The sequence below is a fragment of the Rhizobium viscosum genome, assembly GCF_014873945.1.
GTDB classification, from domain to species: Bacteria; Pseudomonadota; Alphaproteobacteria; order Rhizobiales; family Rhizobiaceae; genus Rhizobium; species Rhizobium viscosum.
Genome location: NZ_JADBEC010000001.1, coordinates 2,724,128 through 2,740,000, shown reverse-complemented (window position 1 = coordinate 2,740,000; position 15,873 = coordinate 2,724,128). Strand labels below are relative to the sequence as shown.

Sequence of the window (15,873 nt, the reverse complement as noted above, 5' to 3'; positions counted from 1 at the left end):
TCAGGATCTACCTGATGCTCAACAAGCCGCGCGGTCTTGTGACCACTCGTCATGATCCGGAAGGTCGCCCGACCGTATATGACTGTCTGGCCGATTTTGATGTCCCGCACCTCTCTCCTGTCGGTCGGCTCGATAAGGCGAGCGAGGGGCTGCTGCTCTTTACCAACGATACGGAATTCGCCCAGACGCTGCTCGATCCAATCACCCACGTCTCGAAATCCTACCATGTGCAGATCGATCGGATCGCCGATAACGACATGCTGACAGCGATGATGTCAGGTCTTCGGCATGACGGCGAACTGCTGCGCGCCACCGCTGCCCGCAAGCTGCGTGACGGCGACCGCAACTCCTGGATCGAAGTGGAATTGCAGGAAGGCCGCAACCGGCAGATCCGCCGGATGCTGGAAGCGCTCGATATCGCCTGCCTGCGGCTCGTGCGTGTCGCGATCGGTGGGCTGGAGCTCGGCGGCCTGCCGAAGGGATCGGTCCGGGCGCTGACTGAATCTGAACTGAAGGACCTTCGCCGGAAGGTCGGCACCGGTAAGGCAATACGGGATTGAGAATGAACGAGATGAAGCCGCATGATTTCTGGCAGGAGATCCATCCGCCGGGCAGTTTCGAAACGGGCGGCAATTTCACCTCCTTCTTTATAGCGGAACTGGAAGATGGCAGGCAGTTGCGGCTGCCGATCCGGGTCCTTTCGGATGGTGAGCATGCGCTGGCCTCGCTGATCATCAATCAGGCAAGCTTTGCGGTGCTGGATGTGCTCGCCGAAAACCTTGCGGCAAAGATAGAACCATCAGGCATCGATGTCGTCGCCGGCCTGCCGACACTCGGCCTGACACTTGCGGCGGCCGTTGCCCAGAAGCTCGGCCACAGCCGTTATGTGCCGCTCGGCACCTCCCGCAAATTCTGGTATCGCGACGAGCTATCGGTCGCCCTCTCATCGATCACCACGCCGGAACAACAGAAACGGCTCTATGTTGATCCGCGCATGCTGCCCCTCCTCGAAGGACGCCGTGTCGCGCTGATCGATGACGTCATATCGAGCGGGGCCTCGATCGTTGCAGGTCTCGATCTGCTCGCAAGCTGCGGCACAGAACCCGTCGTCATTGGCGCGGCCATGCTGCAATCGGACCGCTGGCGCGCCAAACTCGACGCCACAGGCCCTCAATGGCAGGCACGCACGAAAGGCGTTTTTGCCACGCCCATCCTAAAGCGGACCGCCGAAGGAAAATGGCGCAGACCTGCCTGAGCGACATCAAGATCAATGTAAGGACCGATCATTCTTTCGTCTGAACGAGCTATACAGTGCGAGACGAAGAGCTACATTCGGCGTGTGATCGAAGACAGGAACCCCCGATGACGCTTGAGCAAGCAGCCCTCCTGATCCTGCTGGTGGCAATGCTCTTCCTGTTCTCCCTCGACCGCCTGCGCATGGAAGTTATCTCGATCGGCGGATTGCTTGCGGGCTATATGCTCGGTCTTTATCCCGCCGATAGCATCTTTGCGGGCTTCGCAAGCCCTGTCGTCGTCACCGTGGTCGAAATTCTGCTGATCGTTCAAGTGCTGGCGCGCACCAAACTCTTTGACAGCCTCTCCGAGCGCTTCGTGGCATCGGGTCTCTCGCATTTCCGGGTCATAACAGGCGTCTCCGCTCTGACCGGCTTCATCTCGATCTTCATGAACAATATCGGTGCCTTTGCGATCAGCTTGCCGCTGGCGCTGCGGCTGAGCACGCTCATGAGCATTCCGCGCCGGCAGCTCGTGATGCCGATCTCCTTCGCTGCTCTTCTCGGCGGTCTCGTCTCGTTGATCGGCACACCCGCCAATCTTCTCGTCAGCGATGCGCTTGAAAAAACCACCGGCAAGGGTTTCCGCTTTTTCGACTTTGCCTATGTCGGACTTCCGGTCGCCATAACAGGCATCCTGCTGATCGCGCTAGTTGTGCAGCGATTGTTTTCGGAGCAGGACGAGACCGCGGAAGTGCCAACTCAGCCGGTCCGCCGCATCGTCGTGGAGCGCAGCATTCCCGAGCATTCGCCGCTCGTCGGCATAACACTTGCCCAATGCCCCGAGCGTTTCGGCATCCAGCCCCATGCCCTGATCCGCGACAGGGCTTTCGTCTTTGGCCCGCTCGAACAATCGGTCATTCAGCCGGGCGATATTCTGCTGGCGCAGGGCGAGGATTCGGTCTTCGCGGATCTGGCCGCCTCACAGGCGCTGGTGCGAGACGTCCATCCGCACGGACTGCAGCCGGATTTCGTCAGCATCGAAGCCGTCGTCATGCCGGAAAGTACGGTCGTCGGCTCGCGCATCGCATCGCTGGAAGTCTTCCGCAATCGCGGCGTCACTGTTTCAGCACTGGCGATGCGTTCTCCCCGTATCGAAGGACGTTTTGCGGATCTGCAGCTTTCGATCGGCGACATATTGGTGCTGGAAGGCCCGAAAGCGGCGATCGCTGAGGCGCTGGAAGAGTGTGAATGCCTGCCGCTTGCGGCCGCAGCGCCCTCGCCCGGATCGTCAGCTTCATGGCAGCCTTTTGCAATCTTTGCATGCGGCGTTGTCGCTTCCGCCTTCGGCCTGCGCCCCGATATTGCTCTCGCCTTCGTGGTGCTGGCGCTCGCACTGCCCGGCTATCTCAACATTCGCCATGCAATGGCGGATCTCAACTGGCCGATCATCATCATGCTCGCCGCGATGATCCCGATCGGCCAGGCCGTTGCAACAACGGGCACGGCCGAGATCCTCGCAACATGGCTGAGCCTGGCCTTCCCGATCAGCCATCCCCTGTGGGGCATTGCACTCATTTTGTTTCTCGCCATGGCGCTGACGCCTTTCGTCAACAACGCGACGGTCGCAATCGTGCTTGCGCCAATTGCGCTGGAATTTGCAAGAGCCGGCCAGCAGCCACCGCAAGCCTATCTGATTGCGGTGGCAGCAGGCGCCTCGCAGGATTTCCTGACCCCCTTCGGTCATCACAACAATACGCTGTCGATGAGCATCGGCAGCTACCGCTTCGGCGATTTTCTGCGCGCCGGCTGGCCGCTGACGCTCGCCGGCTATATAGTCACGCTTATTCTCATCGCCGTCTTCTGGCTTGAATGAGCCTTTGCTTGACTTCCCCGGCAATGAAACTAGAGCAGGGACAGTCTTAGCCGATAGAAGGATAGCCAGGCGCCGTGCGTATTCTCTCCGAAGCCCATTTCCCGGAACTGCCGAACTACTACCGTGGCAAGGTGCGCGAGAATTACGATCTTCCGGATGGGCGGCGCATCATCATCAGCACCGACAGGCTGAGCGCTTTCGATCGCATCCTGACCTGCATTCCCTACAAGGGACAGGTGCTGACCGAGACGGCCCGCTACTGGTTCGAGGCAACGAAGGACATCTGCCCCAATCACGTTCTCGACTATCCCGATCCGAATGTCGTCATCGGCAAGCGGCTCGATATCCTTCCTGTCGAGATCGTCGTACGCGGTTATCTCGCCGGCACGACCGGCACATCGATCCTCACACTCTACAAGAAGGGTGAGCGAGAAATGTACGGCATGCGCCTGCCCGACGGCATGCGCGACAACCAGATTCTTCCCGAGCCGGTCATCACGCCGACCAGCAAGGAATTCGACGGCGGCCACGACGAGCCGCTGACGCCAGCCGAAATCGTCAGCCGCGGACTGCTAACAAAAGAGCAGTGGGAAACACTTTCGAAATATGCACTGGCGCTTTTCGCCCGCGGCCAGGAAATGGCGGCAAAACGCGGCCTGATCCTTGTCGACACCAAATATGAATTCGGCACGGACGAGAATGGCAACATCATTCTCGCCGACGAAATCCATACGCCCGACAGCAGCCGATACTGGGTGGCGGAAACCTATACCGCCGCCTTCGAAGCGGGCAAGCGACCGGAAAGCTTCGACAAGGACTTCGTGCGCGCCTGGGTGGTCGAGCGCTGCGACCCTTACAAGGATGAAATTCCGGAAATTCCGGTCGAGCTGATCGAGCAGACCTCGGCCGTCTACATCAAAGCCTATGAATGGATCACCGGCGAACGTTTCATGCCCGACGACCGCGGTGAAACACCAGCCGCACGTGTTCGAGCAAATCTCGCACCCTATTTTTCCTGAACCGTTGAAGACAAAGCTGCGAGCCTGCTTGCGGCCTTTCAACCAATCGCGCTAGCATTGGAAAAAAGGGGTGCCGGGCCAAGCCCGGCGGGGGACAGATGGCACGCAGGCCCAGACGCAAGGCCGAAGAGACCCGGGAGGATATCCTCTCGATGGCGGAGACGCTGTTTCGCCAGCGCGGCTTCGTCGCAGTTTCCATCGCCGATATCGCCTCGTCGCTGCACATGTCGCCAGCCAATGTTTTCAAGCATTTTCAATCAAAGGCGCTGCTTGTCGATGCGATTGCCGAGCGCCATCTCGGCAATGCCACGGAGCGCTTCGCCGCCGTCGACACCAGCCTGCCGCCGAAGGAGCAATTGCTGAGCTTCGTCCTGCGCTTGCTCGACAGTCATCTGCAAGACATCCAGCAGAACCCCTACATCTTCGAAATGGTGATCTCGACGATCGACGCCAAGCTCGATGCCGGTCATCGCTATCGCGAACGGATAGAGCAGAAGCTCGGCGAGATCATCCGTGAAGGCGTAGCCGAAGGTAATTACCATTGCGACAATACCGCCGTCGCAGCCCGCACCGTTGCAGACGTTCTAGCCTGTGTTCTGCATCCCATTCTCATTGCCAAGGACGACAAAAACACACTTGTTCACCGTGCGGAAAAAATCGTGTGTTTCGTGGATGCCGCACTGCAAAATAACCCTTGCTAAGTGACGATTGCTGAATTACGTCACTTCGTAAAGCTTTTCTTAATATCGGATAACGGCATCTGTTTCCGGATCAATCATCACTCCTATATAGAGCGGCGCCTCATAGGGCCGGCGATTGAACCGCTACTGCCAACCGCACAGGAATTCAGCATGATCAGGCGTGCCCTCATCGTCTCCTCGGCCCTCTTGGTGGTTGTTGGCCTCACCGCCTGCAACGAGAGCGGCAGCAAGCCCGCCGGCAATGCAGGCGCAGGCGGCGCTGCCCAGCAGGCCGCCCCGGTCGGTGTGGTCACGCTGAAGAAGGATACCTATCCTATCACCACGATCTTGCCTGGCCGCGCCGAAGCCTTCCAGGTGGCCGATATCCGCCCGCAGGTAAACGGCATCATCCGTGAAATCGCGTTCAAGGAAGGCGGCGAAGTCAAGAAGGGCGACCTGCTCTATCAAATCGACGATGCCGCCTACCGCGCAGCAGTCGAGCAGGCCCAGGCCGCGATTTCCAAGGCTCAGGCAAGCGTGCCGAGCGCCCAGAGCAATTTCGATCGCTACCAGCGTCTGGTCGGCAGCGGCGCAACGCAGATCGAATTCGAAACCGCCCGCACGGCCCTTGCCCAGGCGAATGCAGAGGTCGAATCCGCAAAGGCGGCATTGACCGCAGCGCAGATCGACCTCGATCATACGAAGATCACGGCCCCCTTCGACGGCATCATCGACCAGACCGCCTACAACATCGGCAACGTCGTTGCAGCCAACCAGTCGACCGCACTGACAACCATCCGTCAACTCGATCCGATCTACATTTCGCTGACGGAATCGAGCACCAACCTGCTGAAATTGCGTGATGCGATCGCTGCCGGCGAGGTCAAGGGCGAGGACAACAACATAGCGTTCCGCCTGATCCTTGAAGACGGCCGTGAATATAATCAGAAGGGCAAACTCGACATGTCGAAGCAGGTCGTCAGCGAAACGACCGGCACCTTCATCATTCGCGTGGTTTTCCCGAACCCGGACCGCGTCGTCCTGCCCGGCATGTATGTCCGCGCCACAGTCGAGCTCGGTGCTGAAGCAGGATATTCCCTGCCGCAGCTTGCAACAACCCGCGATGCCAACGGTCGCCTGACCGCACAGTTCATTTCCGCCGAGGGCAAGGTCGAGACCCGTGTCTTCGAAAATGCAACGCCCTCCAACAATTCCTGGCTGGTGACGCAAGGCGTGAAGGACGGCGATCAGCTGATCGTCAGCGGCCTGCAGTCGATTGTATCAGGCATGCCGGTAAAGCCGGTTCCAATGAAGATCAACGACAACGGCGTGGTTGTCCCTGCCGATCAGCCCGTGGCCGGAGGCGAACAGAAGCCCGCAGCAAAGTAATGCGCAGGCACTTTCGCATCGTCACCGTCCCAGCCGTACAGGAATAACCGATGGCCAAGTTTTTCATCCGACGACCGATCTTCGCCTGGGTCATTGCGATCACCATCATGCTCGCAGGTCTGCTCGCCATCTTCACGCTATCGATCTCGCAATATCCTGATATTGCGCCGACCACGGTCCGCATCAACACCAGCTATCGCGGCGCGAGCGCCGAGACGGTCGAAAAATCGGTGACCACCATCATCGAAGACGGCATGACTGGTCTCGACGACCTGACTTACATGACCTCGACCTCATCGACAGGCTCGGCCAGCATTTCGCTGACCTTCGGGACCAGCATCAATCCTGACATCGCGCAGGTGCAGGTCCAGAACAAGCTGCAGCTCGTCCAGTCGCAGCTCCCGGGCGATGTCATCGATGCCGGCATCAGCGTCACGCGCTCCACCTCGAGCATTCTTCTCGTCGGCTCGCTGGTCTCGACGGACGGCAAGCGCACCTCCGTCGATCTCGGCAATATCATGTCGACCTCGATCGAGGACCAGATCCAGCGCCTGGAAGGCGTGGGCAGCATCAACGTGTTTGGCTCCGGCTACGCCATGCGCGTCTGGCTCGACCCGTTCAAGCTGCAGAAGTTTCAGCTCACACCAGGCGACGTGACCTCTGCTATCCAGGCCCAGAATACGCAGGTCTCCGTCGGCTCGCTCGGCGCCCAGCCTGCCGTCCCGGGCCAGCAGATCAACGTCACCATCACCGCGCAGAGCCAGCTGACTACGGTCGCGGATTTCGAGCACATCATCCTGAAGGTTGAAAAGGACGGTTCGACAGTCCGCCTCAGCGATGTCGCCCGCGTCGAAATCGGCCAGGAAAGCTATGGCGGCAGCTCGCGCTATAATGGTCTGCCGTCATCTGGTTTCGCCGTCAACCTCGCAATTGGCGCGAACGCCATCGATACCGCCGCCCGTGTCCGCGCCGCACTCGAAACGATCGGCCGTGGCCTGCCGGAAGGTGTCGAGATTACCTATCCCTACGACACGACCCCCTTCGTCGAGCTGTCGATCGAGAAGGTCGTGCATACACTGATCGAGGCGATCGTGCTCGTTTTCGTGGTCCTGCTCATCTTCCTGCAGAACCTGCGCGCGACATTGATCCCGACCATTGCCGTTCCCGTCGTGCTTCTGGGCACGTTCGGAGTCCTCGCGGTAACAGGCTATTCGATCAATACGCTGACGATGTTCGCCATGGTGCTGGCGATCGGCCTTCTCGTCGACGACGCCATCGTCGTCGTGGAAAACGTCGAACGCATCATGTCGGAGGAAAAGCTCTCGCCGCTTGAAGCGACCGAGAAGTCGATGGGCGAAATCACCGGCGCCATCGTCGGCATCGCTCTCGTGCTGACCGCCGTCTTCATCCCCATGGCCTTCTTCGGCGGCTCGACCGGCATCATCTATCGCCAGTTCTCCATCACCATCGTTTCGGCCATGCTGCTGTCTGCGCTCGTCGCCATCGTGCTGACGCCGGCGCTCTGCGCGACGATGCTGAAGCCGGTCAACGAGCATAAGAAGCATCGCATCGGCGACTGGTTCAACCGCAATTTCACCCGCTCGACCAACGGCTATGTCCGCACCATCGGCTACCTCTTGAAGCGGCCGATCCGCGTCATGCTGGTTTTCCTGCTGGTCGGCGTCGGCTGCGCCTATCTCTTCACGCGCCTGCCGAGTTCGTTCCTGCCGCAGGAAGACCAGGGCGTGCTCTTGACCATCGTCACCACGCCGCCGGGCTCCACCACGCAGCAGACGCAGGCCGTCGTTGAAAAGGTCGAAAAATACTTCCGTGAAAATGAGAAGGATGCGGTGGATTCCGTTTTCGGCGCGCTCGGCTTCGGCTTCAACGGTTCGGGCCAGAACAGCGCCATCGTCTTCACCAAGCTCAAGGATTTCTCGCTGCGCACCGATCCCAATCTCAGCGCGCAGTCGGTGGTCAGCCGGGCTCTCAAGAACTTCTTTTCGATCCGCGAGGCGCAGGTCTTTGCACTGCTGCCGCCAGCGATCCAGGGTCTCGGCGTGTCGAGCGGCTTCTCCATGTATCTGGTGGACACCGGCGGCCATGGCAATCAAGCTCTGACGGCCGCTTCCAAGCGGCTGATCCAGATGGCCGGCTCCACCGGCAAGGTCGTCGCACTACGCTCGAACAACAAGGAAGTCGAGCCGCAGATGAAGATCCTGATCGATCAGGAGAAGATCGGCGCCATGGGTGTCGACCTCGCCTCGGTCAATTCCATGCTGTCGATCATCTTCACCGGCCGCGACGTCAACGACTTCACGCTGAACGGCGAGATCAAGCCTGTCTACGTGCAGGGCGACGCTCCCTTCCGCATGCAGCCGACCGATCTGAACCACTGGTATGCCCGCAACAACGCCGGCGAGATGGTGCCTTTCTCCGCCTTCACGACAACCCAGTGGGTCGAAGGCGCGCCCTCACTCGCCCGGTTCAATGCCGTCAGCGCGATCCCGCTCGACGGTGCGGCAGCCCCTGGAGTCTCCTCCGGCGAGGCAATGAATGAGATGGAAGCCCTGACCGAACAGCTCGGCGGCGGTTACACGGTCGCCTGGCAGGGCATCTCCTATCAGGAGCGGCTCTCGGGCTCGCAGGCACCGATGCTTTACGCGATTTCGGTTCTCGTCGTCTTCCTCTGCCTGGCTGCGCTCTACGAGAGCTGGTCGATCCCGTTCTCGGTCATCATGGCCGTGCCGGTCGGCGTGCTCGGCGCGCTTGCCGCAGCAACGCTCTTCGGGCAGGCGAACGACGTCTATTTCAAAGTGGGCCTGCTCACGACCATCGGCCTTGCCGCGAAGAACGCTATCCTGATCGTGGAATTCGCAAAGGACCGAATGGAGACGGGCATGGGGCTCTTCGAGGCGACGCTGGAAGCAGCAAGGCTGCGCCTGCGCCCGATCATCATGACATCTCTGGCTTTCATTCTCGGCGTCGTGCCTTTGGCCATCGCAACGGGCGCGGGCTCCGCCGCCCAGAACGCGATCGGTATCGGCGTGCTCGGAGGGATGCTTTCGGCGACGATGCTCGGCATTTTCTTCGTGCCGTCCTTCTTCGTCGTGATCCGCCGCACCTTTGCCACACGGCAAAAAAATGAGGCGGGAGTGTGATATAAATGCACTGTGAGAAAGCTTTCCGGATTGCTACATTGCGCACGGACTGCTTCGGCATGTGTTTAGCGTAAGGAACGAGGCGCGTCAGGCCGATAGTGAAGCATGACGCTTCGGACAAGAATTGACTTGCTCGAGTTACAGGATGAAATGCATGGTATCTCTTCGTTATGCCACACCGGCGCTATTGTTATTGCTGTCGGGCTGTGTAGTAGGCCCTGATCACGTACCTCCTGAAATGGCGCTTCCTGGAAAATTCAGTGAAGGTGGCAAAAAGAACATCGGCGATGTCGCTACCACGGCCTGGTGGACCGCCTATAACGACCGCAAGCTCGACAGCCTTGTCCAGACCGGCCTTAGCCAGAACCTGACGATTCAACAAGCGATCGAGCGTATCAATTCCGCATCCGCCAACGTAACCATCGCCGGCGCCGGTGCCTTGCCCGCCCTCGATGTCGGCGCTTCCCACACCATCAGTGGCCAGACCGGCGAGCTGCGCGACCAGCCTAACACCCGCAACACCAGCGCCGGACAGCTTTCCCTATCCTGGTTGCTCGATCTGTTCGGTCTCTACAGACGCAGCAAGGAAAGCGCCCTCGCCTCTCTTGATTCCGCTTACGCGGGTGCCGACATCGCCAAGCTGTCTTACATCCAGGACCTTGTCTCAACCTATATTGATCTGCGCTTCTTCCAGCAGCGCCTGGCGCTTTCGAAGGCCAACCTGAAGTCCCGTCAGGAAACCTACGACCTCACCAAGTTCCAGCTTGAGGCAGGTGCGGCGTCCCGCCTCGACGTCGTACAGGCTGAAGGTCTTGTCCAGTCGACGCTCGCAGAAATCCCCGGCCTCGAAACCAACATCCGCGTTTCGGCCCATCATATCGCCACCCTCGTCGGCCAGCCGGCTGGTACGATGGTCGATGAACTGTTGCGTGGCTCCGGTCAGCCGACTTTCCGCGGCGGTATCAATTCCGGCGTTCCGGCCGACCTGATCCGCAACCGTCCGGATATTCGCCAGGCCGAGCGTAACCTCGCCGCCGCTACCGCCCAGATCGGTGTCGCCGAGGCTCAGCTCTACCCGTCGATCTCGCTGTCCGGTTCGATCTCGCCGAGCTACATTAACCAGCGCGGCATACACGGCGGCCTGTCGGCGTGGTCCTTCGGCCCAACCCTGAACCTGCCGATCCTCGACGGTGGCCGCCTGCGCGCCAATGTCGACGTTTCCAAGTCCGACGCAGCCGCATCCTATCTCGCCTGGAAGCAGACCGTTCTGACGGCAGTCGAGCAGGTTGAGAATGCCCTTTCGGCCGTTCGCCGCGACGCCCAGACGGTTGATGCTTTGCGCGCCCAGGTCAGGACGACCCAGGAAACCCTCGAGCTTTCGACGGCATCCTACAAGGACGGCGCGTCCTCGCTGCTCGACGTTCTCGATGCCCAGCGTCAGGTCTCTCTCGCTCAGGCAAGCCTTGCCGCCGCTGTTCAGCAGATGGCAAAGGATTACGCTGCGCTCAACATCGCAACCGGTGGCGGCTTCGCTCCGGGCGGCAAGACCACCAGTCCGGGACCGGTCAAGGTTACCAAGGGCAGCTAAGGTCCTCGCATAGCGTTATTCCCAAGCCCCGCGGTTTGCCGCGGGGCTTTTTCTTTGCGTGAATATCTGTCGGAATAGATAATATGCGCATAGGAGGAATTTGGATTCGACAAGCCGTAATCGCTACGCTATGCAGTTGATTAAACGATTAAGCGCAGCACTTCAAAAACGATGGCTTCACAACGCCCGGGACCCAATCTCAGCAGGATAGCGACGTCGCTCGGTGTCTCCGTTGCCACGGTCTCCAATGCGCTCTCCGGCAAAGGCCGTGTTTCCGACGCCCTAATCGAAAGAATTCGCGCGCATGCTGCCGAACTCGGCTATGTGCCGAGCCAGGCCGGCCGGGCTCTGCGCACCGGCCGCAGCGGCGTGCTCGGCCTTGTCCTTCCTGACATTGCCAATCCTCTCTTTCCGAAGATCGCCCAGGCCATCGAATATGCTGCATCCGCAGCAGGCTATGGCGTGCTGATCGCCGACTCTCGCGGCGATATCACGGCGCAGACCGAAGCGATCAACCGGCTGGTGGAGCGTGGCGTCGACGGCATGGTGGTCGTGCCGCGCCGTGCCACCCGCATTTCCGCCGCAAGCTGCCCGGTGGCAGTGATCGATACCGCCTCCACGCCCGGCAATACGGTCGCCGCCGATCACTGGCAGGGTGGCAAGGAGATCGCCGCCCACCTTGCGAGCCTCGGCCACAAGCAGATCCTCATCATCGGCAACAATCACGAGTCCAATGTCCAGAACGACAGAGCCGGCGGCATCAGGGCCGGCCTGCAGCCCGGCATGCGCTCCGAAACGCTCTGGATCGAGCGGCTGGAGAACGAGACGGGTGCCGACTGCCGGCTGGGCCTTGCAGCAAAGGCGCATCAGGGCTTCACCGCCTTTGCCGCCCTTTCCGACTTGCAGGCGCTGCGCGCGCTGACCGAACTGCAGCAGGAGGGCATCAGCGTGCCCGCCGATGTCAGCGTCACCGGCTTCGATGATCTCATCTGGTCGCCTGTCGTCACCCCCTCGCTGACAACGGTGAGGATGGACATGGATACCATTGCCGAAATCGCCGTCTCGGCACTGGTCGACAGAATAAACGAAAGCGGCACCCGAGAGGGCGTGCTGGTTACGGCGGAGACCGAACGCGTGCCCATGCAACTCATCATCCGCCAGTCATCCGGGCTCGCGAACCCGGCACCAAAAACCTCAGAGATGGAGAACTTGTAGAATGAAGAAAGCCCTGATTACATCGGTGGCGCTGGCCGCCCTATTCCCGCTTGGTGCCGCTGCGCAGGAGCGGACATTGACCATTTCCGTCTATGCTTTCGCGCAGGATGACTACAAGACGATCGTCTACGATCCCTTCGAAGCCAAGTGCGGCTGCAAGCTTGTCGTCGAAACCGGCAATAGCGTCGAACGCATCGCCAAGATGGAAGCCAACAAGGCCAATCCGGTGGTCGATCTCGCCGCCGTCTCCATGGCTGACGGCCTTGCGGCTTCCCGCGCCGGCCTGATCGACAAGGTCGATGCGTCCAAGCTCGAAAATTTCTCCAAGCTCTATGATGTCGCCAAGGATCCGAACGGCGACGGCATGAGCGTCGGCTACACGTTTTACGCCACCTCGATCGCCTATCGCTCCGACAAGATGAAGATCGAGTCCTGGGCCGATCTCTTGAAGCCAGAATATGTTGGTCACGTCGCCTTCCCGAACGTCACGACCAACCAGGGCCCGCCGGCGCTCTATATGCTTGGCCTCGCGCTCGGCAAGGACACACCTGATCTGAAGGCACCGATCGAAGCGCTTGGCGAAAAGAAGGACGAGATCGTCACCTTCTATGAAAAGTCCTCCCAGCTCGTGCAGCTGATGCAGCAGGAAGAAATCTGGGCCGCTCCGATCGGCCGCTTCTCCTGGGCAGGCTTCACCAAGCTCGACGTTCCCGTTGCCTGGGCAACACCGAAGGAGGGGCAGACGGGTGGCATGAACGTGCTGGTCCTGACCAAGGGCTCGAAGAACCAGGATCTCGCTCTGCAGTTCATGGACTTCTGGCTCTCGACCGAAGTCCAGACCAAGCTCGCCGAAAAGCTGATCGACAGCCCGGCGAACAAGGAAGTCAAGGTCTCCGACCAGGTCGCCAACAACATCACCTATGGCGAAGAAACCGCCAAGAGCCTGAAACTCATCTCCTCCGCAGCCGCCCTCGACAATCGTAATGGCTGGCTGAAGGAATGGAACGAAAAGGTCGGCCAGTAAGCCAGTCTGAAATCGGTCCCGGCAGCGGCCGGGACTGACCCTTCCTCCGCTCGAAAGGCGTCCCATGTTCCAGAACCGCGCAGAAGCCTTGGCGCTTACCCTGCCGGCAGCGATCTTCGCCGCCCTGGTTTTTCTGCTGCCAGTCGCGATCCTGCTTTCGGAAGGTTTTCGCAGTGGTGGAGCCTGGACGCTTGCCGCCTATACCGATTTCTTCTCCGAAACGCTGAACCGCACCGTCTTCTTCCGCACCTTCCGGCTCGGCCTCGAAGTGACGGCTGTTTCGGCCGTTATCGGTTATGCCGCCGCCTTCGCGATCGTCAATCTTCCTCCGAAGGGCAAGGGCCGAATGATCGGCCTCATCACCCTGCCGCTGATGATTTCGCCGGTCGCGCGCACCTATGCCTGGATTGTCATTCTCGGCCGCACCGGTATCGTCAATGAAGCCATCACCGGTCTCGGTCTCAGTCCGGAGCCGCTGCGCCTGCTCTTCACCGAAACCGCCGTCTTCATCGGCTTGCTGCAGCTTTTCCTGCCGCTGATGATCCTGTCGCTGATCAGCGCGCTTGAGAACATGCCGAAGGATGCCATTCCGGCTGCTCGCGTGCTCGGTGCGAACTGGTTCCAGGTCTTCTGGAAAGTCATCCTGCCGCTCACCAAGGAAGGCCTCGTCGTCGGCGGCACGCTGGTCTTCACCGGCTCGCTGACGGCCTATATCACGCCGGCCATCCTCGGTGGCTCCAAAGTGCTGATGCTGGAAACGCTGCTGTATCAGCAGGTCTCGGTCGCCAATAATTTCATCTCGGCAAGCGTCATCGCCTTCATCCTGATCGTCATGAGCTTTGCCGCCAATATCCTGCTGAAACGGCTTGCTACTGCGAGGAACGGCCGATGAGCATCCGTCTCCTGTCACCCGTCGTGCTCTTCCTGCTGCTGATCTTCCTGATCGGCCCCTTCCTGATCATCATCGCCGCTTCGCTTTCGGCCGGCGACACGCTGGCCTTCCCCCCGCAGGGCCTGTCGCTGCGCTGGGTCGCCAAGGTCTTCACCATCGATAGCTTCCGCGAGAGCTTCGCCATGTCGATGTTCCTTGCGGTCTTCGGCACGCTTGCAGCTCTTTTCCTCGGCATCCCCGCCGCCTATGCCCTGTCGCGCTATCGTCTGCCGGGCGCAGAGACGGTAAGAACCATCGTCTCACTGCCGATCATTGTGCCTGGCATCATTGTCGGTCTGGCGCTGCTGCGTTACCTGGTCGTGCCCTTCGGCTTCAACATCACGTTGGCGCTCTTCTTCGCCCATACGGCGCTGGTGCTGCCCTATACGGTGCGTGTTGTGTCCGCAAGCCTTGGCAACCTGCGCTCGGATATCGAGGAAGCCGCCATATTGCTCGGTTCCTCGCGGCTCGGCGCCTTCTTCCGCGTGGTCATGCCAAATATCCGCGGCGGCATTCTCGCCGCCTTCATCCTCGGCTTTGTCACCAGCTTCAATCAGGTGCCGGTCTCGCTCTTCCTCTCCGGCCCTGGCGTCCGCACCCTGCCGATCGACATGCTGGGCTATATGGAGACCACCTACGACCCCTCCGTTGCCGCGCTCTCGGCGCTGCTCGCCTTCCTTTCGATCGGCATCGTCTTCCTCGCCGAACGCTTCCTAGGATTCTCTCGCTATGTCTGATGCCTACCTTCAACTCGACAAGCTGACACTCGCCTATGGCGATACGGTCGCGGTGAGGGACCTCGATCTGTCGATCGCCAAAGGCGAGCTGGTAGCCCTTCTCGGCCCCTCCGGCTGTGGCAAGACGACGACCATGCGCGCCATTGCCGGCCTGCTGAACCCGGCCTCCGGCCGCATCAATCTCGATGGCGCTGAGATCACCCGCGTCTCCGCAAACAAGCGCGCTGTCGGCCTCGTCTTCCAGTCCTACGCGCTTTTCCCGCATCTGACGGTCTATGAAAACGTCGCCTTCGGCCTGCGCCTGAAGGGCCTTCGCGGCCAGGATCTGGATGCCAAGGTCAATGCTGGCCTCAAGTCCGTCGGGCTTGCGAAATTCTCCGGCCGCAAGCCGGGCGAACTTTCGGGCGGCCAGCAGCAGCGCGTCGCACTCGCCCGTTCCATGGTCATGGAACCGAAGGTGTTGCTGCTCGACGAGCCGCTTTCCAATCTCGACGCCCGCCTGCGTCTTGAGATGCGCGCCGAGCTGCAGCGCGTCCAGAAGGAAACCGGCGTGACGATGATCTTCGTCACCCACGACCAGGCGGAGGCCCTTGCCCTTGCCGACCGCATCATCGTCATGCTGAACGGCGGCATCGAGCAGATCGGCACTCCCGAGGACATCTACAACAAACCTGTTTCCTCCTTCGTGGCCGATTTCGTCGGCTTCGAAAACGTCTTTGCTCTGAAGGACGGAAAACTCGCGACGCCGAACGGCGCTGTCGCGCTTTCCGACGCAGCGCCTGAAGGTGCGGCGGGCCTGGCCTGGCGGCCGCGCGCGGTGGTTCTTGGTTCTGGTCCTTTCCAAGGCACCGTGCGCGGCACTTCTTTCGCCGGCAACAGCCGCGAATATCTGCTGGACAGCGCGCTCGGTCCGATCAAGGCGGAAGTGGACGCCGCCCTGCCGCAACACGAACTCAACAGTACGATCGCCTTCGACCTGCCGGTCGCAATTTCCGCAAGCCTCAAGCGTTTCGGGTGAAAT

13 protein-coding genes (1 of these 13 running past the window's edge) are annotated in these 15,873 nt (G+C 60.4%); all 13 read left to right on the top strand.

Features of this window, described 5'->3' with window-relative positions:
• Positions 1–560, top strand: partial view of a pseudouridine synthase gene (locus H4W29_RS13440; RefSeq protein ID WP_192729343.1) — the 3' portion only. 247 nt of this gene lie to the left of the window's left edge; only the last 560 of its 807 coding nucleotides appear in the window; the start codon falls outside the window, past its left edge; its stop codon occupies positions 558–560.
• Positions 561–571: 11 nt separating this feature from the next.
• Positions 572–1,255 (top strand): phosphoribosyltransferase, encoded by a 684-nt coding sequence (locus H4W29_RS13435; RefSeq protein ID WP_192730732.1) that lies wholly within the window; start codon positions 572–574, stop codon positions 1,253–1,255.
• Positions 1,256–1,362: 107 nt separating this feature from the next.
• On the top strand, positions 1,363–3,108 hold the full coding sequence (locus H4W29_RS13430) for an SLC13 family permease (RefSeq protein WP_192729342.1): 1,746 nt from the start codon (positions 1,363–1,365) through the stop codon (positions 3,106–3,108).
• A 74-nt stretch (positions 3,109–3,182) separates the two neighbouring features.
• Positions 3,183–4,127, top strand: a complete 945-nt coding sequence (locus H4W29_RS13425) for a phosphoribosylaminoimidazolesuccinocarboxamide synthase (RefSeq protein ID WP_192729341.1) — start codon at positions 3,183–3,185, stop codon at positions 4,125–4,127.
• 98 nt (positions 4,128–4,225) lie between these two features.
• Positions 4,226–4,828 carry a TetR family transcriptional regulator gene (locus H4W29_RS13420; protein ID WP_192729340.1) on the top strand — a complete coding sequence of 201 codons (603 nt, stop codon included), beginning with the start codon at positions 4,226–4,228 and terminating at the stop codon, positions 4,826–4,828.
• Positions 4,829–4,978: 150 nt separating this feature from the next.
• A complete protein-coding gene (locus H4W29_RS13415) occupies positions 4,979–6,196 on the top strand; it encodes an efflux RND transporter periplasmic adaptor subunit (RefSeq protein ID WP_192729339.1) in 1,218 nt (405 codons plus the stop codon).
• Positions 6,197–6,246: 50 nt separating this feature from the next.
• Entirely contained in the window at positions 6,247–9,357 is a 3,111-nt protein-coding gene (locus tag H4W29_RS13410; RefSeq protein WP_192729338.1) for an efflux RND transporter permease subunit, read from the top strand.
• Between the two features lie 154 nt (positions 9,358–9,511).
• Entirely contained in the window at positions 9,512–10,945 is a 1,434-nt protein-coding gene (locus H4W29_RS13405) for an efflux transporter outer membrane subunit (protein ID WP_192729337.1), read from the top strand.
• 171 nt (positions 10,946–11,116) lie between these two features.
• Positions 11,117–12,160 (top strand): LacI family DNA-binding transcriptional regulator, encoded by a 1,044-nt coding sequence (locus tag H4W29_RS13400; RefSeq protein ID WP_192729336.1) that lies wholly within the window; start codon positions 11,117–11,119, stop codon positions 12,158–12,160.
• 1 nt (position 12,161) lies between these two features.
• Entirely contained in the window at positions 12,162–13,184 is a 1,023-nt protein-coding gene (locus H4W29_RS13395; protein ID WP_192729335.1) for an ABC transporter substrate-binding protein, read from the top strand.
• A gap of 64 nt (positions 13,185–13,248) precedes the next feature.
• Complete coding sequence (locus tag H4W29_RS13390; RefSeq protein WP_192729334.1) at positions 13,249–14,076, top strand: ABC transporter permease; 828 nt, start codon at positions 13,249–13,251, stop codon at positions 14,074–14,076.
• Positions 14,073–14,852, top strand: a complete 780-nt coding sequence (locus H4W29_RS13385; RefSeq protein ID WP_192729333.1) for an ABC transporter permease — start codon at positions 14,073–14,075, stop codon at positions 14,850–14,852. The genes H4W29_RS13390 and H4W29_RS13385 overlap by 4 nt, the downstream gene beginning before the upstream one ends.
• Positions 14,845–15,870 (top strand): ABC transporter ATP-binding protein, encoded by a 1,026-nt coding sequence (locus H4W29_RS13380; protein WP_192729332.1) that lies wholly within the window; start codon positions 14,845–14,847, stop codon positions 15,868–15,870. Before H4W29_RS13385 ends, H4W29_RS13380 begins: the two co-directional genes overlap by 8 nt.
• Positions 15,871–15,873: the final 3 nt, after the last annotated feature.